24 protein-coding genes (1 of these 24 only partly in view) are annotated in these 26,215 nt (G+C 59.2%); 19 read left to right on the forward strand and 5 right to left on the reverse strand.

Translation table 11 applies throughout. The features are described from left to right. The gene (locus OQ273_RS23015) at positions 1-1,434 is read right to left on the reverse strand and encodes a lipopolysaccharide biosynthesis protein (RefSeq protein ID WP_267993449.1); all 1,434 of its coding nucleotides are present in this window, start codon (positions 1,432-1,434) and stop codon (positions 1-3) included. A gap of 336 nt (positions 1,435-1,770) precedes the next feature. After that, complete coding sequence (gene secA, locus OQ273_RS23020) at positions 1,771-4,515, reverse strand: preprotein translocase subunit SecA (protein WP_267993450.1); 2,745 nt, start codon at positions 4,513-4,515, stop codon at positions 1,771-1,773. A 282-nt stretch (positions 4,516-4,797) separates the two neighbouring features. On the opposite strand from secA, the gene OQ273_RS23025 reads away from it, so the two are divergent. From OQ273_RS23025 to OQ273_RS23060, 8 genes are all read left to right on the forward strand, one after another. Next, the gene (locus OQ273_RS23025) at positions 4,798-5,643 is read left to right on the forward strand and encodes a peptidylprolyl isomerase (protein ID WP_425493438.1); all 846 of its coding nucleotides are present in this window, start codon (positions 4,798-4,800) and stop codon (positions 5,641-5,643) included. Positions 5,644-5,697: 54 nt separating this feature from the next. Then, positions 5,698-6,939 (forward strand): bifunctional glutamate N-acetyltransferase/amino-acid acetyltransferase ArgJ, encoded by a 1,242-nt coding sequence (argJ, locus tag OQ273_RS23030; protein WP_267993452.1) that lies wholly within the window; start codon positions 5,698-5,700, stop codon positions 6,937-6,939. A gap of 72 nt (positions 6,940-7,011) precedes the next feature. Further along, the gene (locus tag OQ273_RS23035) at positions 7,012-7,782 is read left to right on the forward strand and encodes a GNAT family N-acetyltransferase (protein WP_267993453.1); all 771 of its coding nucleotides are present in this window, start codon (positions 7,012-7,014) and stop codon (positions 7,780-7,782) included. Further along, positions 7,772-8,182 carry an 8-oxo-dGTP diphosphatase MutT gene (mutT, locus tag OQ273_RS23040; protein ID WP_267993454.1) on the forward strand — a complete coding sequence of 137 codons (411 nt, stop codon included), beginning with the start codon at positions 7,772-7,774 and terminating at the stop codon, positions 8,180-8,182. The genes OQ273_RS23035 and mutT overlap by 11 nt, the downstream gene beginning before the upstream one ends. Positions 8,183-8,300: 118 nt before the next feature. Next, positions 8,301-8,636, forward strand: coding sequence for an ArsR/SmtB family transcription factor (locus OQ273_RS23045; RefSeq protein WP_267993455.1), 336 nt, complete (start codon positions 8,301-8,303; stop codon positions 8,634-8,636). A gap of 5 nt (positions 8,637-8,641) precedes the next feature. Continuing rightward, positions 8,642-9,124: an SRPBCC family protein gene (locus OQ273_RS23050; RefSeq protein WP_267993456.1), complete on the forward strand. Its 483-nt coding sequence runs from the start codon at positions 8,642-8,644 to the stop codon at positions 9,122-9,124. A gap of 144 nt (positions 9,125-9,268) precedes the next feature. Then, entirely contained in the window at positions 9,269-9,583 is a 315-nt protein-coding gene (locus OQ273_RS23055) for a hypothetical protein (protein WP_267993457.1), read from the forward strand. Between the two features lie 191 nt (positions 9,584-9,774). After that, the gene (locus OQ273_RS23060) at positions 9,775-9,939 is read left to right on the forward strand and encodes a Flp family type IVb pilin (RefSeq protein ID WP_267993458.1); all 165 of its coding nucleotides are present in this window, start codon (positions 9,775-9,777) and stop codon (positions 9,937-9,939) included. 21 nt (positions 9,940-9,960) lie between these two features. Here OQ273_RS23060 and OQ273_RS23065 read toward each other — a convergent pair whose 3' ends face one another. Beyond that, positions 9,961-10,845 carry a methyltransferase domain-containing protein gene (locus OQ273_RS23065; protein ID WP_267993459.1) on the reverse strand — a complete coding sequence of 295 codons (885 nt, stop codon included), beginning with the start codon at positions 10,843-10,845 and terminating at the stop codon, positions 9,961-9,963. Positions 10,846-10,903: 58 nt separating this feature from the next. Between OQ273_RS23065 and OQ273_RS23070 the strand changes: the two genes are divergently transcribed. The 4 genes from OQ273_RS23070 (at position 10,904) to OQ273_RS23085 (ending at position 13,294) form a co-directional block, all read left to right on the forward strand. Then, positions 10,904-11,656, forward strand: coding sequence for a ComF family protein (locus tag OQ273_RS23070; protein WP_267993460.1), 753 nt, complete (start codon positions 10,904-10,906; stop codon positions 11,654-11,656). 61 nt (positions 11,657-11,717) lie between these two features. Continuing rightward, the gene (grxC, locus tag OQ273_RS23075) at positions 11,718-11,981 is read left to right on the forward strand and encodes a glutaredoxin 3 (RefSeq protein ID WP_267993461.1); all 264 of its coding nucleotides are present in this window, start codon (positions 11,718-11,720) and stop codon (positions 11,979-11,981) included. A gap of 21 nt (positions 11,982-12,002) precedes the next feature. Continuing rightward, positions 12,003-12,869, forward strand: coding sequence for a carbon-nitrogen hydrolase family protein (locus OQ273_RS23080; protein ID WP_267993462.1), 867 nt, complete (start codon positions 12,003-12,005; stop codon positions 12,867-12,869). After that, positions 12,866-13,294, forward strand: coding sequence for a DUF1178 family protein (locus tag OQ273_RS23085; protein ID WP_267993463.1), 429 nt, complete (start codon positions 12,866-12,868; stop codon positions 13,292-13,294). Before OQ273_RS23080 ends, OQ273_RS23085 begins: the two co-directional genes overlap by 4 nt. A gap of 6 nt (positions 13,295-13,300) precedes the next feature. Here OQ273_RS23085 and ubiG read toward each other — a convergent pair whose 3' ends face one another. Further along, complete coding sequence (gene ubiG, locus OQ273_RS23090; protein ID WP_267993464.1) at positions 13,301-14,047, reverse strand: bifunctional 2-polyprenyl-6-hydroxyphenol methylase/3-demethylubiquinol 3-O-methyltransferase UbiG; 747 nt, start codon at positions 14,045-14,047, stop codon at positions 13,301-13,303. Between the two features lie 217 nt (positions 14,048-14,264). On the opposite strand from ubiG, the gene OQ273_RS23095 reads away from it, so the two are divergent. The 7 genes from OQ273_RS23095 to clpB all read left to right on the forward strand — a co-directional run bounded on the left by OQ273_RS23095 (position 14,265) and on the right by clpB (position 24,383). Further along, positions 14,265-15,518, forward strand: coding sequence for an aspartate kinase (locus OQ273_RS23095; protein ID WP_267993465.1), 1,254 nt, complete (start codon positions 14,265-14,267; stop codon positions 15,516-15,518). A 56-nt stretch (positions 15,519-15,574) separates the two neighbouring features. Beyond that, on the forward strand, positions 15,575-17,842 hold the full coding sequence (gene ptsP / locus OQ273_RS23100) for a phosphoenolpyruvate--protein phosphotransferase (protein ID WP_267993466.1): 2,268 nt from the start codon (positions 15,575-15,577) through the stop codon (positions 17,840-17,842). A gap of 18 nt (positions 17,843-17,860) precedes the next feature. Next, positions 17,861-18,946 carry a peptide chain release factor 1 gene (prfA, locus tag OQ273_RS23105; RefSeq protein ID WP_267993467.1) on the forward strand — a complete coding sequence of 362 codons (1,086 nt, stop codon included), beginning with the start codon at positions 17,861-17,863 and terminating at the stop codon, positions 18,944-18,946. 28 nt (positions 18,947-18,974) lie between these two features. Beyond that, the gene (gene prmC, locus OQ273_RS23110) at positions 18,975-19,838 is read left to right on the forward strand and encodes a peptide chain release factor N(5)-glutamine methyltransferase (protein WP_276562541.1); all 864 of its coding nucleotides are present in this window, start codon (positions 18,975-18,977) and stop codon (positions 19,836-19,838) included. Next, positions 19,835-20,470, forward strand: a complete 636-nt coding sequence (locus tag OQ273_RS23115; RefSeq protein ID WP_267993469.1) for an NAD(P)H-dependent oxidoreductase — start codon at positions 19,835-19,837, stop codon at positions 20,468-20,470. The genes prmC and OQ273_RS23115 overlap by 4 nt, the downstream gene beginning before the upstream one ends. Before the next feature lie 407 nt (positions 20,471-20,877). Beyond that, positions 20,878-21,525, forward strand: a complete 648-nt coding sequence (locus OQ273_RS23120) for a DUF4167 domain-containing protein (RefSeq protein ID WP_267993470.1) — start codon at positions 20,878-20,880, stop codon at positions 21,523-21,525. Positions 21,526-21,767: 242 nt separating this feature from the next. Continuing rightward, positions 21,768-24,383, forward strand: a complete 2,616-nt coding sequence (gene clpB / locus OQ273_RS23125; RefSeq protein WP_267993471.1) for an ATP-dependent chaperone ClpB — start codon at positions 21,768-21,770, stop codon at positions 24,381-24,383. A gap of 55 nt (positions 24,384-24,438) precedes the next feature. Here the strand turns inward: clpB and OQ273_RS23130 are convergent, their stop codons facing one another. Then, positions 24,439-26,215 carry the 3' portion of a M23 family metallopeptidase gene (locus OQ273_RS23130; RefSeq protein ID WP_267993472.1) on the reverse strand. 167 nt of this gene lie beyond the right edge of the window, so 1,777 of the gene's 1,944 nt are visible here — the last part of the coding sequence; its start codon lies beyond the right edge, outside the window; the stop codon is at positions 24,439-24,441.

The following is a 26,215-nucleotide window of genomic DNA, read 5'->3' on the forward strand; positions in this document are numbered from 1 at the left end:
TCAGTTTGCCTCCTGGCCCGCGGTACGCGGCCAGCTTAAGATGTGCATGCTGATACCCAGCCGACGGCGGATGATGATGTAGAGCAACAGTGCCTCGACACACATTGCAAATGCCGTTGCCGCTGCTGCGCCCTCTATTCCGAAGATGGGGATGAGGGCGATGTTGCCGGCAATATTGACGGTAAGGACGGCGAAATAGACCGCAGCGCAGATCTTCTGTTGTCCCGACATCGTCAACAGCGCTTCTCCCGGGCCGATCAGGGCCTTTGCAGCGATGCCGGCAAAGAGAATGACCATGACCGGATAGCCGCCTGCGAAATCGGGGCCGAACAGCGAAAGAAGGAATTGTCCAAGTGCGAGGACGCTGCCGCCGACCACCAGCGTCGGCCAGAAGGTCCAGCGTGCCGTGCTTGCTGCGAACCGGGCAAGCTCGCTATTTTTCTCTTCGGCAACCAGTGTTGAAAAGCGCGGCGCCATGCCCGCCTTGATGGCGAAGAAGACGAAGTGGACGAGCGCCATGGTTTTTGCGGCCGCAAAATAGGTTGCGACGAGATCCGGCTCCAGGAAAATGCCGACCATGATGACGTCGGCATTGGTCAGCAGATAGTAAAAGCCTTCCACCAGGAAGAGCGGCATGGATATGCGCAGCCAGTAGCCGAGATGGATTTCTTTCGGGCCTGTCTCGTAGCGGCGGCGCAAGCGGCGGCCAAGCAAGAGAAACTGACCTGCCGTTGCGGTGTATGTCGCGATAAGCGCCGAGATCAGGGCGGTCTTGGCATCGGCCCCGAATCCGGCAATCACAGCAATAAACATGATCAACGGGATGAGAACAGGGCGCACCAGATAGGTCGGGGTCAAGGCCTGTATGCCCCAGTTGTTCGCCCTTGCTGTGCCCTCCATCGCATCGCCGAGGGCCAGCATGGGCAGCATGAACGCGCCAAGGACCAGCGGGATGACATAGTAGCTGGTGATCAGGTCGCCGAAGAAATAGATGAAGGTGATGCCCAGCGTTGCGACAATGCTGGCGCTTATGAAGGAGAACACCCGCGAAGTCAGATAGATGCCGCGGATTTTGGCGAATTCGCCGCGTGACTTGTATTGCGGGATGAAACGGATCAGCGTCGTGTGGAAGCCGAAGCAGGTCAGTGTTCCGATGATGAGCGACGTGACCCAGACGAAAACGAAAATGCCGTATTCGAACTGACCCATCAGGCGGGCGAGGAAAATCTGCGACAGAAATGCTATGCCGGCGCTCATGACCCTGATCAAGAACGCTATGATTGACATGCGACGTGCTTCGCCATGGCCATCATGGCCCTGGATCAGTTTGTCGATCTGCCCGATGATTCCTGTGCGGCGGTTTCCCGCTCCGGCATCCGGCGCAAGCGTGTCGTCCGTTGCATTTTCAACCGTCATACGCACGGTCACTACCATTCCAAACTCTATACAGGCGGCAAGTATCGCCGATGGCCGTTAAAAAACGGTTCGAATTGGGCGATTTCGACAAATATTTCGATAAACCACTGCGCTGATACTTGTTTTTACCGACGCGGACGCTTCCTGGACTGGCAAAAACCTTGCCATGCGGATGCGCTGAACCGTGTTTTGATACCAAGGCAAAACCAAAGGATTGCCGGATCCGGGTCCATCCACCCGGTTCACGGAATTCGTCGCCGGTTTTTCTCGTGATTTATCAATGCGGCAGCAATTAGCCGGCGATTTACCGCCCGTGTTCAAAACTTCGTGAGTGACGGCATAAAGCGCGGGGTATTAGCTGAACGAGCCGTGACAGTGCTTGTATTTCTTGCCCGATCCACAAGGGCACGGTTCGTTTCTGCCGACTTTGCCCCAGCTTTCCGGATTGTTCGGATCGCGTTCCTCGGCCGGAACGACACGAGACTGGGCCGGCGCAAGCGCCAATCCGCCGCCCCTTTCATCCGGTTCGGCAAACTCGTCCAGGCCGGTTGTGGCGTCGATATGGTGGCCTTCCATGTGTTCCGGCGGGGTCGGCTCAGGCGCGTCAGCGGCTTCGCGCACGAGTTCGACGCGCATGAGCTGGGCGGTAACCGTTTCGCGCAGGTTAGCCAGCAGGCTCTGGAACAGTTCAAAGGCTTCGGCCTTGTATTCCTGCAACGGATCGCGCTGCGCCATCCCCCTGAAGCCGATGACCGAGCGCAGATGGTCGAGATTGACCAGATGTTCGCGCCACAGATGGTCGAGCGTCTGCAAAATGATGGACTTCTCGACATAGCTCATGACTTCCGGGCCGAAACGCTCAGCGCGGTCTGCCGCGGCCCTTTCCGCCTCGGCCGACAGGCGCTCGCGGATATCGTCCTCGGCGATGCCTTCCTCGGCAGCCCATTCGTCAACCGGCACATCCAGGTTCAGGAACTTCTCCGTTTCCTGCTTCAGGCCCTCAAGATCCCACTGTTCCGCATAGGCTCTTTCGGGAATATTGCGGGCGACAACCGCCTCGACGACGTCCTGGCGCATGTCGGCGGTGGTTTCGCCGATATCTTCGGCATCCATGAGTTCCAGACGCTGCTCGAAGATCACCTTGCGCTGATCGTTCATCACATCGTCGAATTTCAAGAGGTTCTTTCGGACGTCGAAGTTGCGCGCTTCAACCTTTTTCTGGGCCCGTTCCAGCGCCTTGTTGATCCAGGGATGGACGATCGCCTCGCCTTCCTTCAGGCCAAGCTTCTTGAGCATGCCGTCCATCCGGTCGGACCCGAAAATACGCATCAGGTCGTCCTGAAGGGACAGGAAGAATTTCGAACGTCCCGGATCACCCTGGCGGCCGGAACGGCCGCGCAGTTGATTATCGATCCGCCGGCTTTCATGCCGTTCGGTCGCCAGGACATAAAGTCCGCCTGCGGCCAGCGCCTTTTCCTTCAGCGTCTGCACCTCCTTGCGGATGGCTTCTTCCTTTGTCTTGCGCTCGTTTTCGTCGTCGATATTCTCGAGTTCCTGGGAGATGCGCATGTCGACATTGCCGCCAAGCTGAATATCGGTGCCGCGGCCGGCCATGTTCGTGGCGATGGTGACGGTGCCCGGAGCGCCGGCCTGGGCGATGATCAGCGCCTCCTGCTCGTGATAGCGCGCATTGAGGACCTGAAAACCCTCCACGCCCGAGTTGCGCAGGCGTTCAGCCAGAAGTTCGGATTTCTCAATCGATGTGGTTCCGACAAGCACTGGCTGCCCGCGCCCGCTTGCATCGCGTATCTCAGAGACGATCGCGTCATATTTTTCTTCTACTGTGCGATAGACCTCGTCGTCTTCATCCAGGCGCTGAATGGGAAGGTTGGTCGGAACTTCAACAACGTTGAGCCCGTAGATATTGCCGAATTCCTCGGCTTCGGTCGACGCGGTGCCCGTCATGCCGGCCAGTTTGGAATACATGCGGAAATAGTTCTGGAAGGTAATCGAGGCCAGTGTCTGGTTTTCGGGCTGAATATCCACCTTCTCTTTGGCCTCAAGCGCCTGGTGCTGGCCTTCCGAGTAGCGGCGGCCCGGCATCATACGGCCGGTGAATTCGTCGATGATGACGATCTCGCCATTGCGGACGATATAGTCCTTGTCGCGGGTGAAAAGCTTGTGCGCCTTCAGCGCATTGTTGACATGGTGGACGACAGTGACGTTGTCGACATCGTAGAGGGCTTCGCCTTTCAGAAGGCCGGCTTCCTTGAGCATGCCTTCGAGCTTTTCCGTTCCTTCTTCGGTGAAGGTTGCCGAGCGCTGTTTTTCATCGATCTCGTAATCGCTTTCGTCGAGAAGCGGAATGTAGGCGTCGATGGTGTTGTAGAGGTCAGAGCGGTCGTCCAGCGGACCGGATATGATCAGCGGTGTGCGCGCTTCGTCGATCAGGATCGAGTCGACTTCGTCAACGATCGCGTAATTGTGACCGCGCTGGACCATCTGGCCGCGCTCGAGCTTCATGTTGTCACGCAGGTAATCGAAGCCGAGTTCGTTGTTTGTCGCGTAGGTGATATCGCAGGCATAGGCGTCGCGGCGCTGTTCGTCGTCCATTCCGTGAACGATTGTCGCCGTTGTCATGCCGAGGAAGTTATAGACCTTGCCCATCCAGTCGGCGTCGCGCGTTGCGAGATAATCGTTCACCGTCACCACGTGAACGCCCTTGCCTTCAAGCGCATTCAGGTAGACCGGCAGCGTTGCGACCAGCGTCTTGCCCTCGCCGGTCTTCATTTCGGAGATGGAATTCTCGTGCAGGATCATTCCGCCGATGAGCTGGACATCAAAGGGGCGAAGGCCGATGACGCGCCGCGCCGCCTCGCGAACGGTCGCAAATGCCGGGACAAGAAGATCATCCAGCTTCGCGCCGTCGGCGAGCTGTTTTCTGAAGTCGTCCGTGCGGGCGGCAAGCGCTTCGTCGCTCAGGGCCTGCAGCTCGTTTTCCAGAGCGTTGATCGCTTCAACACGGGGCCTGTATGACCGTATGCGGCGCTCATTCGAAGAGCCAAAGATCTTCTGGGCGATTCCGCCGAATCTGACCATCAATGTGGTCCTTTCCTGCTTGTCGGGCAGATCTTTGCTGATCCGTCTGTGGCCCAATGACGCGGTTTTGAAGCTGGTCCGCCCGAAACTGAACTGGACGCGAGATTGCGTGACAGATAAGAGGGGGGGTGATCGATGTCAACGTCGCGGTGGTGCCGTTGGAATTGGCGCGTTGTGGCGGGCAACCTGATTCAGGCTTCAGTTGGCTCGGAAATCGGCAATTGAATGAAGATTGTGGTCGTGGCCGCAATATCAGAAGAGGTTAAGATCATGCACAGAACAATGCCATGGCGGGCGGCTATCGTGGCGCTGACGATCTGCGCGGGTGCCGGGGCGGCGGCACAGGATGCGGAAGACAAGGTTATTGCGACAATCGGCGGCAAGCCGGTCTATCAATCGGAATTGACCTTCGCCGAATCCGATCTCGATCCGCAGTTCTCGCGCCTTCCCGCCGACCAACGCACGGCCGCGGCATTGTCCGCCTTGCTCGACATAAAGCTGATGGCCCAGCAGGCCGAGGGTGCAGGGCTGGGCAAGGATGAAGCTTTCCAGCGGCGTCTGTCTTTCCTGAAAGACCGTGCTTTGCACAATGAGTATTTCAGGACCAAGGTTGTAGACGGTCTGACCGATGACGCGGTGCGCGCCCGCTATGAGCAGGAAATCGCTGCCACCGAACCGGAGCAGGAAATCAAGGCCCGTCACATTCTGGTCGACAGTGAGGAGCAGGCAAAGGCGATCATCGCCGACCTCGACGGCGGCACGGATTTTGTCGAGCTTGCCAAGGAAAAATCAACTGGACCAAGCGGACCGCAGGGTGGCGATCTTGGTTATTTCACCCGTGGCCGAATGGTTCCGGAATTCGAAGAAGCGGCTTTTGCACTGGAACCCGGCAGCTATACCAAGGAACCGATCAAAACGCAGTTCGGCTGGCATGTCATCAAGGTCGAGGACCGGCGCGATACACCGCCGCCGCAGTTCGAACAGGTTGCGGACCAGATAAGGCGCGTGCTTTTGCAGGAGCAGTATCTGGCGTTGATCCAGGAAGCCCGTGACGCAATTGAGGTCGAAGTCACCGATCAGGATCTGCAGAGCCTGCTCGACAAGGCCAACGCGCAGGGCCAAAACTGATACGATCTGAACCCGGAGCCATTTGAACACGGCACGCTCTAGGCAAGACCCATAATGACTCAATCCGTTTCTCCACTGGCGCCGGAGCGTCCGGTCGATCTGCCGGCCCTTGACGGTGTACGCATCGCGACGGCGGCCGCAGGCATCAAATATGAAGGCCGCACCGACCTCATGGTGATGGTGTTTGACCGCCCGGCGACTGTTGCAGGTGTGTTCACAAAGTCCCTGTGTCCGTCCGCGCCGGTTGAATTCTGCCGGCAGAATCTGCCGGGCGGGCGCGCTCTCGCACTTGTGGTCAACTCAGGCAATGCCAATGCGTTTACCGGCAAAAAGGGGGCCGAGGCGGCGCAGATCACGGCGGATACCGCGGCGGCTGCACTCGGATGCGATGCATCGGACGTGTTTCTTGCCTCGACGGGCGTGATCGGCGAGCCGATGGACGCATCGGCTTTCGCGGGCAAGCTGTCGGGGCTCTGCGGCGATGCGGTGCCGGACGGGTGGATGGGCGCGGCGCGGGCGATCATGACCACCGACACCTATCCCAAATTGGCGGCGCGGACCGCAAAGATCAACGGGGTGGAGGTCAGGATCAACGGGATCGCCAAGGGCGCTGGAATGATTGCTCCCGACATGGCAACCATGTTGTCATTCGTCGTGACGGATGCCGATATTTCATCCAGGGCGCTCCAGGCCCTTTTGAGCGAAGGCGTCGAGGGAACGTTCAACGCCATTACCGTCGATAGTGACACATCGACGTCCGACACGGTCATGCTGTTTGCAACCGGATCGGCAATGGACGGAGACGCGGCGCAGATAGAGGATGCGGATGATGATGCCCTGGCGGAATTCAAGGCGGCTCTTTTCGATCTTTTGAAGGATCTCGCACATCAGGTTGTGCGCGATGGTGAAGGCGCCCGCAAGATGGTCGAGATTACGGTGCGTGGCGCTGCCAGCGACAAGGCGGCCAAGATCATTGCCCTTTCAGTTGCCAATTCCCCGCTCGTGAAAACCGCCGTTGCAGGAGAGGATGCGAACTGGGGGCGGGTCGTCATGGCGGTTGGCAAGGCCGGACAGGAAGCAAACCGTGATCAGCTCAATATCTGGTTCGGCGATATACGTGTGGCTGCCAGCGGCGAGCGCGACCCGGATTACAGCGAAGAAGCGGCTGCGGCAGTTATGAAACAATCGACAATCAATATCACCGTGGATGTGGGTGTCGGAAACGGCGAGGCAACTGTTTGGACCTGCGACCTGACGAAGGATTATGTGGCAATCAACGGCGATTACCGAAGTTGAGCGGAAGATGCGGGCGTGAAGATTTTGCCTGGATCATCCCGAACTTTTCCGCCGGGTGCGCGAGGTAGTGCAATGCAGGACCTAGCAAGCGTTCGACGTCTGGAAGCGTTGGGTTTCAGAGCCTGGCCGGCCGCGTCCATCCAGTATGACGGCAGTTGGCAGGTTCGGCTGACGGCAGGTCATCCGTCGAAACGGTTGAACTCCGTCAATCCGCTCGATCCGTCCGATCATCGCGATATCGAAAAGCGTGTGGAGCGCACGGCGCAGCGGTTCAGGGCCTATGGCCGGCCGCTCGTGTTCCGTCAGTCGCCGCTCGCACCGCCTCAGCTCGATGCTTATTTCGATGCCCATGGCTGGCGCCGTTTTGATGAAACAAGGGTCATGACGGCCGAAATCGGTCATCTCGATCTCGATGCCGTCCTCGATCATCTGCCCATTCGCGAGATCGGCCGCTATGTCGATGCATCCATTCAGGTTCATGGCCGCGACAGAGCACTCAAGCCTGGTTTGACGGAAGTGCTCAGCTCGATCCGGCCTGAGGCCGGTTTCTTTGTCATCGAGGAGGCCGGTTCCGGTCCGGTCGCAACGGTCCTTTGCGTTCATGACAATGATATGGCCGGCATATTCGAGCTTGCCACACGCAGTGACAGCCGCCGCAAGGGCCATGCGCGCGAGGTCGTGACCACGGCCTTGCGCTGGGCGCGTATGCGCGGCGCCGAGAAGGCCTGGCTCCAGGTTGAAGCTGACAATGTGGCTGCAGTCAGCCTCTATGAAAGTGTCGGTTTCCGGGAAACCTACCGCTACGATTACCGCCAAGCGCCCGAGACAGCCGATGGCGACTGACCGGAAAATGGTTCTGGTGGCGGCCTGTGCGCTCGTGGATGCCGACGGCAGGGTACTCCTTGCGCAGCGGCCGGCCGGAAAGAGCATGGCCGGACTGTGGGAGTTTCCCGGCGGCAAGGTCGAACCTGGAGAGACGCCCGAGGAAACAGTGATCCGGGAACTGGAGGAGGAGCTCGGCATAACGACCAAGCCCTCCTGCCTCGCGCCTCTCACGTTTGCCAGCCATGGCTATGAGGATTTTCACCTTCTGATGCCGCTTTATGTATGCCGTCGTTTCTGGGGCACGGCACAGGCGCGGGAGGGGCAGAGCCTCAAATGGGTGCGGCCCCGGAAGCTGCGGGAATATCCCATGCCTGCCGCCGACGAGCCGTTGATCCCCTACCTCATGGACCTTCTGTAAAAACTGCAAATGCGCCAGTCAGCCAGCTGAGATTTTCATTGGCGGCGGTTCGCGCCTCATGGAGGCTGTCCGGCGTTTGCCGTTGACATGGTGAGGCTATGTCTATAAAGGAAACCATATGGTTTCCTTTTATGATGCGCCCGGTGTCTTTCATGCACTCGGCGATGTGAACCGGCTGAAGATTGTCTCGCAGCTCTGTACGGGTGAGCCCATGCGTGTCAGCGACATCGCGGCCGGTTTCGACATGACACGTCCGGCCGTTTCCAAACATCTGCGGATCCTGGAGACAGCCGGTGTTTTGCGCGTCGAGTGGCGAGGGCGCGAGAAATACTGCCATGTGCGGCCCGAAGGCCTCGCATTGGCAAGGGACTGGATCGCCAGGCATGAACAGTTGTGGGCCGGCGCGCTTGGCGAACTGAAAGCCCATTTTCAAGAGCAAAATGACAGGGAGTGACGGCAATGGCGACGACAAAGGCGGAGCAGGCATTCGACACGGTTACCGTAAGCGAGGTCATACCGGCGCCGGTCGCCGCCGTCTGGCGTGCCTGGACGCTTCCGGAAGAGAAGATGACATGGTGGGGTCGCAGCGAAAACCTGAAGCTGGTTCTTTGTGAAATGGATGTGCGCGTGGGAGGGCGATACCGCTATGGCATGGCGGCGGACGGAGACACTGAGGTCAGCGAAGCGGCGCACGGCTGCTACCGGGTCGTCGAGGAAGAGAAGCGTCTGGTCTATACGTGGAGCTGGGGCGGTGAAGAGCCAAGCGTTCGTGATACGCTGGTGACCGTCATATTTGAACGCGTTGACGCCAATGCAACGCGGGTGACCGTCACCCACGAACGCCAACCAACTAAACGGGTGGCCACGATCCACACCGAGGGGTGGACGCATATGCTGGCCGATCTTGTTCTTCATGTCGAAAACGGACCGGGCGAGCATTAGAAAATCGGTCTGGTTGAGGCATGTGAGGCGTCTGCGCATGCCCAATCCGGCCCCGCAGGTCCCCGTTGGGGCGGGCCGTTAATCAATTATTCAACATAATACCAGATAGTTGGACCTTGGGTACGTGTGTACGGGGGCTCTGCGATGGGCAACGATGATTTCTGGTCTTCGGTATATTCGGCGTCATCTGAAGAAAAACGTCAGGGACGCTTCAGTCTGGTGCGGATTGCGCTGCTTTTCGGTTCAGCAGCAGTGGCGTTTGCGCTGATCATACCGCCGATGATCAATACGCCTTCCGACGATTGGGAGCTTATCAGCCGTAGCCGCGGCCTTGATTACACCACGACGGCGACCGTGCGCCGGTCTCGGGAATACACCATTCAGCGCTCAGTTCTGCAGCCATTGTCCAGTTCCGTATGCATCATCGAGCCAAGTGGGCGACAAACGGGCGATTGCTGAACAGGCCCAGCCAAACCTTTTGTTTGGTTAACAATTTCATGTGTGCCTGTGCCGGGAAAATTAATTTGTCGGCTTTGAATTAAAGTCTTGTGACTGCCTTGGTAGCCGGTCAACTGTGTTTGTTAGGATACTCGCAAGGGGCAGGGCTTAGTGTACCGATCAAATGAGTTCCGGCGCTTAGGGGGGCCGAAATGAAACAGTTTAAGCAGTTTATGGAATGCCAAAGCGGTGCCACTGCAATCGAATACGCGCTCATTGCCGGGCTGGTATCGATCACGATCATTGCCGGAGCGACCGGGATCGGCAACGAGCTTTCTGACATTTTCGACTATGTAGCCGCAGCGTTCACCAGCTGATTTCCGGACTGTCGCCGGGGATCACAGCTTGTGTTCCCGGCTTCCGAGTGCAGCCGCAAGGCTGGCTTTTGCCGATCCGGGCGCAAGCGGTTTCTGCTGACTTGCGTGAGGCTTCCAACCCGATACATACAATATGTTGAACGTTGCCCGGATACGTCCGTCCGGGTCGGAAAACCGTTCGGCATAGATTTCGGCAGCCCGAAGAAACAGTGATCTGGCAGCCGGTTTCCTGCTGCGGGCTGCCAGCGGGTTTGACATGCCCATGTTCCGCAGATCGCGCATCAGCGCAAACATATGATCGTAGCGAACCGTATAGGTTTCGGCATCCACAACAGGAAGGGCGAAACCCGCACGCTGAAGGAGCATTCCGCAATCACGCACGTCGGCAAAGGGCATGACCCTTGCGCTGACACCGCCCGTCTGTTCGCTTTCCGCCGCTATCAGTGCTTCGCGCAGTTCCGCCAGCGTGCCGCCGCCCGGCAAGGCCGCGAGCAGCAGGCCATCCGGGCTGAGAGCACGATTGATCTGCAGGAGCAGGCCCGGCAGATCATCGACGAGATGCAGGGACAATGGCGAGATGATGAGACCGACAGCTTCGTCGGCGACCGGAAGTCTCTCAAGGTCCGATACGATCCCGGTGTGGCCCTCATTCAGCAATTGCTGGTCCTGTTCAACGCGCACAACGCTTGATACCTTGCCGCTGCCGGTCATCAGATCAGCCATCGATCCTGTATGAGCATGCAGGGCAATGGCGTTCTGGAATGTGCGCTCAACGACGTTCAAACGCTCTCCGAGCTCACTGCTGACGATATCCAGCAGAAAATCAGCCCCTTCGGTGGCGGCGCGCAGCGCCCGCAGCCGGTTGCGGCGGACAAGCTCGGTGTCAAATAGCCGGTCGGCTTCCATTGCACATGCCCGTTATCGTTGTATTGTCCGTCATATGGCCTCCAGTTCGTTCAATTCCATGGCATTGTCAATCAGCGGATGGTTGCGTTCCTCCGTCAGGCGCTTGGCTGAAAGCATTTATCCGCCGATTTGTGCGGGATGCGGCGCTTTCTCCGGTCGCCATGGCGGATTGTGCGGAGCGTGCTGGAGCAATATGGCCTGGATTGAAAAACCGGTCTGTGATGTGCTGGGCTCGCCTTTGCCTTTCGAGGCGGGCGAGGGGGCGCTCAGCGCCGATGCGATTGCCGACCCGCCGCCCTTCGCGAAAGCGCGATCCGCTGTCCTCTATGATGATGTCGCGCGGTCGATTGTCCACCGTTTTAAATATAAGGACCGCACGGATCTTGCGGATATGATGGCCCGCTGGATGGTGAGAGCCGGCGCAGATCTTATTGCCGGGACCGACGTGATCCTGCCTGTTCCTCTACACCGTGGCAGGCTGTTGTTCAGGCAATTCAACCAGTCCGCGGAGCTGGCGCGTGCTGTGGCACGCCAGACCGGGTTGCCCTACAAGCCGGCAACACTGTTGCGCATTCGAGCGACACGCCGCCAGGTCGGGCTCGGCGCTTCAGCGCGGGCAGACAATGTCCGGCGGGCGTTTTCCATTCCTCAAAAAAGGCGTCGCGATGTGAAAGGCAAGTGCGTCTTGCTTGTCGATGATGTCTATACGACAGGTGCCACAGTAAAATCCGCCGCACGCGAACTTGAGCGTGCCGGAGCACGCAAGGTGTTCGTGCTGACTTTCGCGAGGGTTGCCCCGGGGTATTTGTAAGCCCTATATGAGCTTTCAAATAAAGGATAATCGCTGTTTGCGGCGCGATCAGGAGAATAATATGGCCGAGGTGACCATCTATACGCGGAAATTCTGCGGGTTTTGCACCGCTGCAAAACGGTTGCTGGAGAAAAAGGGTGTCTCATACACCGAACATGACGCAACCTTTTCAAGCCAGCTGAGACAGGAAATGGTTCAGCGCGCGCGGGGCGGATCGACTTTCCCGCAGATATTCATTGGCGATGTGCATGTCGGCGGCTGCGACGAGTTGCACGCGCTTGAGCGGGGCGGGAAGCTTGACGGCCTGCTTCAATCGGCCGCCTGACCACACTAAAGGGACGAGAAGGTGAGCGGGCAGACATTTCGGGCAGCGGCGATCCAGATGCGATCGGGTATGGACCCGCAGAGCAATATCCGGGATCTGCGGGACGGCGTCAAAGAGGCTGCCGGCCGGGGCGCTGACTATGTCCAGACCCCTGAAATGACTGGTGCGCTGGTGCGCGACCGGGCGGGCCTTTGCGCGATCCTCAAGGACGAAGCCGATGATCCGGTTGTCGCTGCCGCGAGCGATCTGGCACATGAATACGGTATTCACCTTCATATCGGATCGACGGCCGTTGCCGCGGCGGGCGGCAAGGCAGCCAACCGTGCCTATCTTTTTGATCCCTCAGGCTCGCTGGTCGCACATTATGACAAGATCCACATGTTCGACGTCGATTTGGACAATGGCGAGAGCTGGCGCGAAAGCACAACCTACGAACCCGGCAATAGGGCCGTGTTGGCGCAATTGCCGTTTGCCGATCTGGGTTTTGGGATCTGCTACGATGTCAGGTTCCCCGAACTGTTCCAGACGCTCGCGCTGTCGGGCGCCGATCTTCTGACCGTTCCGGCTGCATTCACGCGGCAGACCGGACAGGCGCATTGGCACACGCTGTTGCGGGCACGGGCAATCGAAAACGGCGCCTTCATTGTTGCGGCCGCCCAGGGCGGGCAGCATGAGGACGGACGCGAGACGTTTGGTCATTCCTTGATGGTTGACCCCTGGGGCCGTATCATTGCTGAAGCGGACCATGATGAGCCTGCGGTCATTACCGCCGAAATCGACCGGTCCTTGAGCCGTTCGGCACGCGGCAAGGTTCCTAACCTGAAAAACCGCCGCGACTTCGGGCTTACGTTGAGCGGTGCCGCAGTGAAAGCCGAGGTGAGCGTATGATCAAGTTCGACCTCATCTGCGACAAGCAGCATAGTTTTGAAGCCTGGTTTTCGGGAAACGAGGACTTTGAAAAGCAGCGTGACGCCAAGCTGGTCGAATGTCCGCATTGCGGCTCGTCAAGCGTTGAAAAGGCGCTGATGGCTCCGTCGGTTTCAACAGCGCGCAGCAAGGAGGCCTCCATGCAGCTTGCGATGAACAATACTCAGAAGGCTGCCATCGATCAGCTGCGCCAGGCGGTCAAGACAATCCGGGAGAACTCCGAGGATGTGGGCGAACGTTTCCCCGAGGAAGCGCGCAAGATTCACTACGGCGAAAGCGAAGAGCGCGGTATTATCGGGCAGGCCAAGCCCGATGAGGTCAAGTCGCTGCTGGATGAGGGTGTCGGCGTTGCGCCATTACCCGACCTGCCGGAAGAAAAGAACTGACGGCCGCTATTTCGGCCGCGCGGCAAGCATCATGTAATTGACATCCATGTCACGCGACAGGTCCCAGCGATCCGACAGAGGGTTGTAGAATACGCCTGTGCGATCGATCATCTGCATGCCGGAACGGCCGACAGGCGCTTCGATTTCCTCCGGGCGCACAAGTTTTTCGTATTGATGCGTGCCCCGCGGCAGCCAGCGCAGGACGTATTCGGCGCCGACTATCGCAAGTGCCAACGCCTTGAACGTCCGGTTGATCGTTGCGACAAACATCAGCCCGCCCGGGCGGACCATACCGGCGCAGGCGGACAGGAACAGGTCCACATCGGCAACATGCTCGACGACTTCCATGTTAAGGACAATGTCGAATGTTTCGCCGTTCGCCGCGAGGTCTTCGGCCGGAACGGCCCGGTAGTCCACCGCGACGCCGCTTTGAGTGGCATGGATCTTGGCGATCTCAATGTTCGTCTCGGATGCGTCGGCGCCAAGAACCTCGGCGCCCATACGCGCCATGGGCTCGCTCAAAAGGCCGCCGCCGCAGCCGATATCGAGCACGCGCAGCCCGGCAAGCGGCTGTGGCGATTTGGGGTCGCGCCCGAACTGGGCACAGGCCCGGTCCCGGATATATTCCAGACGCACCGGGTTGAATTTGTGAAGCGGGCGGAATTTGCCGGTCGGATCCCACCATTCAGAGGCCATGGCTGAAAATCTGTCGACTTCAGCCTGATCTATCGTCGTTCCTTCGGTGTTGCTCATGACCGGTCTCCTGCAGTCTGGCCCATCAAGTCGGCTTAACGGGGTGGAAAGTCAAGAGCGGCATTTGCGCTCACAAGGGCCTGGCCGAAACTTGCAGCCAGCCGGGTTTTTGTTTATGAGGTCGGCGCTGCCGCTCGCATTCGACGAGCGGTTTGGTTTATGCGCACCTCGCATCACTGAATGCTCTAACCTTGCTCCTGGGAGTCCGGTCTGACCGATGGCCCGCATTGTCATGAAATTCGGCGGCACGTCCGTGGCCGATCTCGAGCGTATTCGTAACGTCGCGCGGCATGTCAAGCGTGAGGTCGATTCCGGACATGAGGTTGCCGTGGTGGTCTCGGCCATGGCCGGAAAGACCAACGAACTTGTGGAATGGACGCGTGAAGCATCCGCCCTTCATGATGCGCGTGAATATGATGCCGTCGTTGCCTCCGGTGAACAGGTCACGTCCGGTCTTCTGGCGATCACGCTTCAATCGATGGGCGTCAATGCGCGTTCATGGCAGGGATGGCAGATTCCGATCCGGACCAACAATGCGCACGGCGCTGCGCGGATCCTGGATATTGACGGGACGGACCTGATCCGCCGTTTCGGCGAAGGACAGGTCGCCGTTGTTGCCGGTTTTCAAGGCATCGGTCCGGACAATCGTATCGCGACACTGGGGCGTGGCGGCTCCGACACGAGCGCCGTTGCCATCGCCGCCGGGGTGAAAGCGGACCGGTGCGATATATATACCGATGTGGATGGTGTTTATACGACCGACCCGCGGATCGAACCTGCCGCGCGGCGGCTGAAGACCATTGCGTTTGAAGAGATGCTGGAGATGGCATCGCTTGGCGCGAAAGTGCTTCAAGTGCGGTCCGTCGAACTGGCCATGGTCCACAAGGTCCGGACTTTCGTGCGGTCGAGTTTTACGGAGCCCGATGCACCCGGGATGGATGATTTTGACAACCCGCCCGGCACTTTGATTTGTGATGAGGATGAGATCGTGGAACAGGAAGTCGTAACCGGCATTGCCTATGCAAAGGATGAGGCACAGATTTCCCTGCGACGCGTTGCCGATCGGCCGGGCGTGTCGGCGGCGATATTCGGACCGCTTGCAGAAGCTCATATCAATGTCGATATGATCGTCCAGAACATTTCCGAGGACGGTACGTCGACCGATATGACGTTCACAATTCCGTCCGGTGACATGGACAAGGCCGTTGCCGTGCTGGAAAAGGCACGTGAGGCAATCGGCTTCGATGCGGTCCAGAGCGAACAGGGCCTGGTCAAGGTCTCGGTGATCGGTATCGGCATGCGCAGCCATGCGGGCGTTGCAGCCACGGCGTTCACCGCGCTTGCCGAAAAGGGTATCAACATCAAGGCCATCACCACATCCGAGATCAAGATCTCAATCCTGATCGACGGGGCCTATGCGGAGCTCGCCGTGCGCACTTTGCATTCGGTCTACGGCCTCGATAAAACTTAAGCATCCGCGACACCCGCCCCGCGGACCGTGAAATGAAAACGGAGTGCGAAAGCGCGATGAGAGACCCATCGGCCGGTCCCCGCGTCATGCTGAGACGCTTGCGCGAGCTTATGGCGGAGCCGCTTGAGCCGCAGGAACGGCTCGACCGGATCGTGCGCCAGATTGCCCAGAACATGGTTGCTGAGGTCTGCTCCTTCTATGTTCTGCGGGCGGACGGGGTGCTGGAACTCTACGCCACCGAAGGCCTCAACCCGGGAGCGGTGCACCTGGCGCAGCTCAAGATGGGGCAGGGTCTTGTCGGAACCATCGCCGCCGGGGCGAGGCCGCTCAGCCTGTCGGATGCACAATCGCACCCTGCCTTTACCTACCTGCCGGAAACCGGAGAGGAGATTTTCCACTCCTTCCTCGGCGTTCCCATCCTTCGTGCCGGTCGGACATTGGGTGTTCTGGTCATCCAGAACAAGGCGATGCGCAATTACCGCGAGGACGAGCTTGAAGCGCTCGAGACCACGGCAATGGTGCTCGCCGAAATGATTGCCACCGGGGATCTGAAGAAGGTCACCCGCCCCGGGATCGAACTGGATCTGAGCCGCCCGGTTACCATTGACGGGGATGCCTATTCGGACGGGATCGGGCTTGGTTATGCGGTGCTTCATGAGCCGCGTATCGTGGTCACCGAACTGCTTAACGAGGATATCGACAGCGAGTTGGCGCGGCTTGAGGATGCGCTCGATTCGCTGCGCATCTCGATTGACGACATGCTGTCGCGCCGGGACGTATCGATGGAAGGCGAGCACCGGGCGGTGCTTGAGGCCTATCGCATGTTTGCGCATGATCGCGGCTGGGTCAGAAAACTTGAAGAGGCCATCCGCAACGGCCTGACCGCGGAGGCCGCGGTCGAGAAGGTTCAGAGCGACATGCGCGCGCGCATGATCCATATGACCGATCCGTATCTGCGCGAACGCCTGCATGATTTCGACGATCTCGCCAACCGGCTTTTGCGCCAGCTTACCGGCTTCAACGTCAAGGCGCATGAGGATGAGTTTCCGGAAGCCGCGGTTGTCGTGGCGCGGGCCATGGGAGCGGCCGAACTGCTGGACTATCCGCGAGCCAAGGTTCGCGGGCTGGTGCTGGAAGAAGGTTCGGTGACGAGCCATGTTGTGATTGTAGCGCGGGCCATGGGTATTCCCGTTGTCGGGCAGGCTTCGGGTGTTGCCTCGATGACCGAGAACGGCGATTCGATCATCGTCGACGGTGACGACGGCAAGGTGCATCTGCGCCCGATGGCGGATCTGGAAAGCGCCTATGCGGAAAAAGTCCGGTTCAGCGCGCGGCGTCAGGAGCAGTACCGCGCCCTGCGCCCGGTGGACCCGGTGACCCGCGACGGTGTGCCCGTCACGCTGCAGATGAATGCCGGGCTTCTTGTCGACCTGCCGCAGCTTGAAGAGTCCGGCGCAAGCGGTGTCGGTCTCTTCCGCACCGAATTGCAGTTCATGATCGCATCGACCATGCCGAAGGTCGATGAACAGGAGCAGTTCTACCGCAGCGCGCTCAGACAGGCGAAAGGCAAGCCCATCACGTTCCGCGCACTCGATATCGGCGGCGACAAGGTGATTCCCTATTTCCGGGCAGCGCATGAGGAGAACCCGGCGCTCGGATGGCGTGCCATGCGGCTGGCTCTGGACCGGCCCGGCATATTGAGGATGCAGTTGCGGGCGCTGCTTCGTGCAACGGCGGGCGGGGAACTCAAGCTGATGTTCCCGATGGTCACCGAGATCAGTGAGTTCCGTGCGGCCCGCGCCCTGGTGAACAAGGAAGTCAATCATCTTTCCAGGTTCGGCTATGACCTGCCGCGCAAGCTGGAACTCGGCGCGATGCTGGAGGTGCCAAGCCTCATGTGGCAGCTCGACGAACTGATGAAGGAAGCCGATTTCGTTTCCGTCGGCTCGAACGACCTGTTCCAGTTCGCCATGGCAAGCGACCGGGGGAATGTGCGCGTCAGCAACCGGTTCGACCCGTTGGGACGGACGTTTCTGCGCATCCTGCGGCAGATCGTAACGGCATCCGATGCCGCCGGCACGCCGCTGACGCTGTGCGGCGAACTGGCCGGCCGGCCGCTGACAGCAATGGCCCTTATCGGCCTTGGTTTCCGCTCCATATCCATGTCTCCCGCCGGTATCGGCCCGGTGAAATCCATGTTGCTGGCGCTCGATGCGGGCAAATTGGCGCAAATGCTGCTCCCGGCTCTTGAAGACGATGAGCCGGAGTTTACTGTGCGCGAATTGCTGACCGATTTTGCCGACTCCAACGGCATCCCTCTCTAACCTTGCCGAGAGCTGACAATGGCAAAACTACCGCTTGAAAAAATGCGCGAGCTTGAAAACCGCTTCGAGGAGATCGAAGCGCGCATGGCACAGGGACCGGAAGCCGATGTCTATGTGAAACTTGCGTCCGAATATTCGGAGTTGGAGCCGGTTGTCGCGACCATCCGCAATCATGCCAAAACCGCCGCCGAAATCGGCGATCTGAAATCCATGCTCTCCGATGCGGATACGGATGACGAAATGCGCGCATTGGCCGAACTTGAGCTGCCGGAGCTTGAGGAGCGTATCGGCCGGCTCGAGCAGGACATGCAGGTTATGCTGCTGCCGAAGGATGCCGCTGACGACAAGAGTGCGATCCTGGAGATCCGCGCCGGAACCGGCGGTTCGGAAGCCGCACTTTTTGCCGGTGATCTGTTCCGCATGTATGAGCGCTATGCCGCCTCTCATGGCTGGAAAGTCGAGGTCATGAGTGCCAGCGAGGGCGAAGTGGGAGGCTTCAAGGAAATCGTTGCCTCGATTACCGGGCGCGGTGTCTTTGCGCGGTTGAAATTCGAATCCGGCGTTCACCGCGTGCAGCGTGTGCCTGAAACCGAATCCGGCGGGCGCATCCACACATCCGCCGCAACCGTTGCGGTGCTTCCGGAGGCGGAAGATATCGATATTGAGGTTCGTAACGAAGATATCCGCATTGATACGATGCGCGCGTCGGGCGCCGGCGGACAGCATGTGAATACGACTGATTCTGCCGTGCGCATTACGCATGTGCCGAGCGGTATCGTCGTAACCCAGGCGGAAAAATCGCAGCACCAGAACCGGGCGCGCGCCATGCAGATCCTGCGAGCCAGGCTTTTCGATCTGGAACGCCAGAGAGCCGAGAGCGAACGCTCGGCGGAAAGAAAGAGCCAGGTTGGCTCGGGCGACCGTTCGGAGCGCATCCGCACCTATAATTTTCCGCAGGGACGGGTGACGGACCACCGCATTAACCTGACGCTTTACAAGCTCGACCGCATGATGATGGGCGAGATCGACGAGGTGGTCGATGCGCTGATTGCCGATCATCAGGCCGATCTGCTGGCTGCTCTTGGCGAGACGTCCAGTGCCTGAGGCAAACCGGTTTGCCGCCGTGGGCGAGATGACCCGAAACGCACTGATCAAGAACCTGTCGGTGCGGTTTGAAGAGACGCACCTGCCTCAGCCAGGGGATGATGCCCGGGCGCTGGTATGCGGATTGCTCGATCTCGACCTGACGGACCTTGTCCTCGCAGGCAAGGAGGCCGTATCCGAGGATGATGTGGCGCGCATCCTCAGTGCGGCTGAACGGCGATGCAGGCATGAGCCGGTCCATCGCATTTTGGGCTGGCGTGCGTTTTATGGCCGTGATTTCCTGCTTTCACCGGAAACGCTGGAGCCGCGCCCCGACACCGAAACACTCGTTTCTGCAGTGCTTCCTCTTTCCCGTTCGGTCATTGCGGCGCGCGGCCGTTGCCGCGTGATTGACCTTGGAACCGGAACCGGCGCGATCGGCCTGACGCTGCTTTGTGAACTGCCCCAAGCGGAGGGAACCGGGACCGATATCTCGCAGGATGCGCTTGCGACGGCCCGCCGCAACGCGCAGCGCCTCGGCGTATCGGACCGGTTCAGGACCATATGCGGAAACTGGTTCGACGCTGTCGAAGGCGAATATGATCTCGTGGTTTCCAACCCGCCCTATATCCGTCACGGCGTCATTGCGACACTGGATGAGGATGTGCGCGGTTTTGATCCTGTTGTCGCGCTGGACGGAGGCGTTGACGGGCTGGACGGTTATCGCTCGATTGCGGCGGGTGCAATGTCTCACTTGGCGCCCGGCGGTCACATCGCCGTTGAAACCGGATATGACCAGCAGGATGCCGTTTGCGGCATTTTCCAGGATCATCACTTCAGATGTCTTGAGCGCATCACGGATTTCGGCGGAAACGACCGGGTTCTGATATTCAGCCGGAAGCCTCAGGCATGACCAGTCCGGATGAAAAACCGGACAACATACTGGTTGTCAGTTGTCATCCGCTCGAGCGCAGTCTTTGCCGCGACCTTTGCAACCACGTGATGGAACGGATCGGGTCTTCTGACCACCGGCTAAACCATCTCGATCTTTATGAGGCCGGTTTTGATCCCGTGCTTTCGGCATCAGAGCGCGCCACGTACAAGGAGCCGCAATACCTGTCGGGCGCTGTGGACAAGCAGGTAAGGGCACTCCTGGAAGCTGATATGCTGATCCTTGTCTTTCCGGTCTGGTGGTTCGGTTTTCCGGCTTTGCTGAAGGGATGGTTTGACCGGGTATGGGCGCCCGGCATTGCCTATGACCACGGTGAGAATGCCGGTCCGATCAAGCCGCGGCTGATGAAGTTGCGGCACTGCGTTGCGGTGACGACAATGGGAAGTCCGTGGTGGGTCGACCGGTTTGTGCTTGGCAGGCCGGTCAGAAAGGTCCTGTCGCGCGCCATCCTCGGAGCCTGTGCGCCGAAGTGCCGGTTTCGCATGCTGACACTTTACGGGGCCGATGCTGTAGCACGGCGTGACGTCGAGCAATTCAAACGACGCATTGATGGCGTGCTGACCGGCGTACTGAATCAAGGGCGCGAATCATGATTGGCCGAGTGGATCAAAACCGGTTGCTCGCCATAGGCTCACTGGTCATGAAAAGTGATGAACGGGCGCGATCGTGGCAACCTGTTGCAACGGGCCACCCTTGCGGTTTAGGTAAATCGAATTAGATAAAGAAAAGGCTTGGAATTGACGGCAAACCACGCTAATTTCCCGTCAACGCTGAACACATGGTCATCGCTTTAGATTCGATCCTCCAGGATTGCTTCGCGTTTCGCTTCGGCGACACTGATCGACCATCAGCCACAGAATCTGCCCTTGTATGAATGTGAAGCGGAAAGAGCGCAAGCGCACATCCTTATGCGGCCTGCAGCATGGCAGCCGAATAGTGATTTCAACAGCCGGTGCAGATCGAGCAATCCGACAACAGGACAATTTCAGGTGAGTGACGTATGAGGTCAGGACAGCAGAACAAACGCGGTCGCGGGCGTAATAATAATCAAAGAAAGAGCGGTAATCCGCTTTCGCGCACCTACGACAGCACCGGTCCTGACGTAAAGATTCGCGGCACGGCTCAGCATATCGCCGATAAGTATGCGGCGATGGCGCGCGATGCGCTTGGTTCCGGCGACACGGTGATGGCCGAAAACTATTTGCAGCATGCCGAACACTATAACCGCATTATCGCGGCTGCTCAGGCGCAGATGCAGGAACGCTATCAGCGCGATGACCGCGACAATGCCGATCGCGAACAGCCCCAGGCCGAAGGGAGCAACGCACCAGCAGAATCCGGCGAACGCGAAACATCGGAAGCAGCAGTCGACGGTTCCGGGCCGCAGCCGGTCATTTCCGGTACACCCGCAGAGGTAGCGATTGGCGAAGATGCCGTTCAGCCGGCGCGCCGCACACCTTCGCGGCGCCGGACAACCGGCCGCCCGAGGCGCGCCCGTGGTGCCGAGAACGGTGCGGCCAGCGAGGAAGCCAACGGAAGCGGAGGCGCTCAGGAAAATGCGGCTCCTGTTGTTTCGGAAGCCGCGCCCGCACCGGCCGAAGCAACTGAAACGACACCGGAAGTGGCGGCAGCCCCGCGCGACGCCTGAATTATACAGCCCAACGCTGATTTTGAACGCCCGGCTTGCCGGGCGTTTTTCATGTCTGGTCAGGGAAACGGCTGCGACAACTTGGCTTTCACAGATCAAAGTCAAATTGAAATCCGGGGTTGAATGAACCCCGTTACAATTCCCATATTAGCACTAACCACGGCCCGCCGATTTCGGGGGTCAAGTCCGGATCCATTGTTCCGTGCCGCATGCCGGGCGGAACATGACAAGGAGATATTTGTATGAATATGGAAAAGTACAGCGAGCGGGTGCGCGGCTTCTTGCAGTCCGCCCAAACCCATGCGCTGGCCGAGGGGCATCAGCAGTTCACTCCGGAACATATCCTGAAGGTTCTGTTGGACGATCCGGAAGGGATGGCCGCCTCACTGATTGAGCGCGCCGGAGGGCGTGCGGACGATGCAAGAATAGCCGTTGATGCGGCACTTGCCAAACTGCCCAAGGTATCAGGCGGCAACGGGCAGATTTATCTTGCCCAGCCGCTGGCAAAGGTTTTTGCAACCGCCGAAGAGGCGGCGAAGAAGGCGGGAGACAGTTTTGTTACCGTCGAGAGGCTTTTGCTGGCGCTGACAATCGAAAAATCTTCGGCAACTGCCGAAATTCTGGAAAAAGCCGGCGTCACGGCACAGGGCCTTAACCAGGCCATCAACGAGATCCGCAAGGGAAGAACGGCCGATTCCGCCAGTGCGGAAGAAGGATATGACGCCCTGAAGAAATATGCGCGCGATCTGACCGAGGAAGCCCGCGAGGGCAAACTCGATCCCGTCATCGGGCGGGACGATGAAATCCGACGCACGATCCAGGTGCTTTCGCGCCGCACCAAGAACAATCCGGTGCTGATCGGCGAACCCGGCGTCGGCAAGACAGCCATTGCCGAAGGGTTGGCCTTGCGTATCGTCAACGGCGACGTTCCTGAATCGCTGAAGGACAAGCAGTTGCTTGCCCTCGACATGGGTGCGCTCATTGCCGGCGCGAAGTATCGCGGCGAGTTTGAAGAGCGGCTGAAATCCGTTCTTTCGGAAGTTCAGGCTGCCGCCGGAAATATCATCCTCTTCATTGACGAGATGCATACGCTGGTCGGCGCCGGCAAGGCGGACGGGGCAATGGATGCCTCCAACCTTTTGAAGCCGGCTCTTGCACGCGGGGAACTTCACTGCGTTGGCGCCACCACGCTTGATGAGTACCGCAAGCATGTGGAAAAGGATGCGGCTCTGGCCCGCCGGTTCCAGCCTGTCTTCGTCGAGGAGCCGACGGTTGAGGATACGATCTCGATCCTGCGCGGCATCAAGGAAAAATACGAACAGCATCACAAGGTTCGGATTTCGGATTCGGCCCTGGTTTCGGCTGCGACCCTTTCCAACCGCTATATCACCGACCGTTTCCTGCCGGACAAGGCGATCGACCTTGTTGACGAATCCGCTTCACGGCTGCGCATGCAGGTCGATTCCAAGCCCGAAGAGCTTGATGAGCTGGACCGGCGCATCATTCAGTTGAAGATAGAACGCGAGGCGTTGCTGAAGGAAACCGACAATGCGTCGAGGGACCGTCTCGAGAAACTCGAGATCGACCTGGCCGCGCTTGAGGAAAAGGCCGATTCACTGACTGCCATGTGGCAGTCGGAAAAGCAGAAGCTCGGCCTTGCCGCAGAATTGAAGAAGCAGCTGGACGATGCCCGCAATGCGTTGGCAATCGCGCAGCGCAACGGCGAATTCCAGCGTGCCGGTGAGCTTGCCTATGGCGAGATACCGGAGCTTGAGCGCAAGCTCGAGGAAGCTGAAACCGAAGGCGAAGGCAAGTCGGCCATGGTCGAGGAGACCGTGACGCCGGACCACATCGCCCATGTCGTTTCGCGCTGGACCGGCATTCCTGTCGACAAGATGCTGGAAGGCGAGCGCGACAAGCTCTTGCGCATGGAAGACGAGCTGTCTAAGCGCGTCGTCGGACAGGGCGAGGCCGTTCAGGCCGTTTCCAAGGCGGTGCGCAGGGCCCGGGCGGGTCTGCAGGATCCGAACAGGCCGATCGGCTCCTTCATCTTCCTCGGGCCGACGGGTGTCGGCAAGACGGAGCTGACCAAGGCACTGGCCAATTTCCTGTTCGACGACGAGACGGCCATGGTCCGCATGGACATGTCGGAGTTCATGGAAAAGCACTCCGTTGCCCGCCTCATTGGCGCGCCTCCCGGATATGTCGGGTATGAAGAAGGCGGCGCTTTGACTGAAGCTGTACGCCGCCGACCCTATCAGGTGGTGCTGTTCGACGAGATAGAAAAGGCGCATCCGGATGTCTTCAACGTGTTGTTGCAGGTGCTTGATGACGGCCGCCTGACGGACGGTCAGGGCCGTACGGTCGATTTCCGCAATACGCTGATCATCATGACGTCTAACCTCGGAGCGGAATATCTGACAGGTCTTGCCGAAGATCAGGACGTGGATTCCGTTCGTGATCAGGTGATGGAAGTGGTCAAGGCATCTTTCCGGCCCGAGTTTCTCAACCGGGTGGACGAAACCATCCTGTTCCACAGGCTTCGGCGCGAGGATATGGGTGCCATCGTCGATATTCAGATGGCGCGCCTGGCGGATCTGGTTTCGGAACGCAAGATCACCATCGATCTCGGCGAAGACGCCCGCGACTGGTTGGCCGACAAGGGTTACGATCCGGCCTATGGTGCGCGCCCGCTGAAGCGCGTGATCCAGAAGTTCGTCCAGGACCCGCTGGCTGAGAAGATCCTCGGTGGGGAAATCGCCGATGGTCAGCACGTCAAGATATCGGCGGGCTCCGACAGGCTGCTGATAACAGGAGCGGCCAAAGCAAAAGGCGGAAAGGATGCGGAAGCCGCCTGATACAGACTGGATGAAAAAGAAAAAGCCCGGCTAGGCCGGGCTTTTTTATATCTGATCAGTTCAGCGCCGCGAGCCGCGCGGGGTCCGCATCGCGGCCCATCAGCCTGTCAATGCGCTCGCGTTCGGCCTGGAAGGTTGCCAGTGCCTCTCCGCTCAGCGACTTGCCGTCCGGCAGGCGCACCCGCATCGGGTCGACCTTGCGGCCGTTGACGATCAATTCGTAGTGCAGGTGCGGTCCGGTTGAAAGGCCGGTTGATCCGACATAGCCGATGACCTGTCCCTGTTTGACGCGTGCGCCCGGAACAACGCCCTTGGCGATCTTTGTCTGGTGCGAATAGGAGCTGACATAGCCATTGGGGTGGCGAATGAGCGTTTGCTTGCCGTAGCCGCCCTTGTTCCATCCGGCTTTTTCCACCACGCCGTTTCCGGCCGATATGATCGGCGTTCCGCGCGGGGCGCTCCAGTCGACACCCCAATGCATGCGCTTGTAACCCAGGATCGGGTGCCGGCGCATGCCGAAGCCGGAACGGAAGCGGCCGTTGGGCAGCGGATTGCGTATCAGAAACTGGCGTGCGCTACGGCCTTCCGGATCGTAATAGTCTATGGAGCCGTCCTCCGGATTTCGGAAGCGGTAAAGCGCAACGTCGTTGTTGCCGAAGGTTGCCGCAAGGTAAAGAAGCTCCGAATCCTGGGTCGCTTCCTTGCTCTCCTCGTCGACGGAGAACATCGCCTCCATCGTGTCGGTCGGCTTCAGGCGAGCCTGATAGTCGACATTGCTGGCAAGCAGACGGATGATCTTGTCCGTCATATCGGAGTCCATACCGTAAGACAGAGCGGCCTTGTAGATGCCGTCATAGACTCTCGGCAGATCGCGCCCGCTCAAAACCGGCACGGGCGTTTCATCGAACGCCGTGGATACGGCCGGAGATTTCGGCGGTTCGGAGGCTGCCACGAGGATCTCGAAATCGTTTACCGCGACCGAGGCAACATGTTTGCCGCCCCGATAAGCCGACGCGCGCACGATACGGGTGTCGCGGTCACGCTGCTCCAGGCCAATGCGGAAAACATCGCCTTCGCGCAGTTCCGATGAACCGGTCTCACTAGTCAGAACCTCGGAGACATATTTCGCCTCGCCTTCCGCATATCCTGCGGTCAGCAGGGCATCCAGCATCGTTTTCGTCTCGCGAATGGCGATGACGTCGTCGATGAACTCAACCGTGTTGTTGCCCTGGGAAAGGGCAGGTTCGACGGAAACGTTTTCCGCGACCACACGGGCATTGAGGTTTGTGCTGAAATCAAAGGGGGAACTCGATCCGGAAAAGCGCTGCGGATTCACATAGTGAAGCATGGCGACCTGGAAGGTCTCGTCCGTCAGGATTGAGCCGTTGGTGCGCACATCCTCTTCCGCTTCTTCCGCGCTCATGGATGCTGCGTAGTCATACGGGGCGCCGGCGACCGGGAAATCGGTGACCTTCAGCCGGATTTCCGATTCCACTTCCGCACCGTAGATAACACCGGTAGAACTCTCCGTTTCCGGTTCCGCCTTGCCTGAGGAAAAGATCTTCAGCGGGTCGAATTTCGGATAATCGCCGGGAGCGGCGTGATTTGCGGCGAGTGCCATTTTCACATGCGCGAAGGGGCGGCTGCGGATAACGCTGCGTTCGCCCTCGTTGATCATGGTGGAGATTTCCATGATGGTCTTGTCTGAGGGCTTGGCGGCGATTGTCGTCGCAACGAGCCGATTGCCCTTTTCGGCGCCTTCAACCGACCCGTTTATATCCGTTGCCGCATAGGCTTCGCCAGGGATCGCCAACTGTTCGCGGCCGTCGAGC

Source organism: Hoeflea prorocentri, from assembly GCF_027944115.1.
GTDB classification, from domain to species: Bacteria; Pseudomonadota; Alphaproteobacteria; order Rhizobiales; family Rhizobiaceae; genus Hoeflea_A; species Hoeflea_A prorocentri.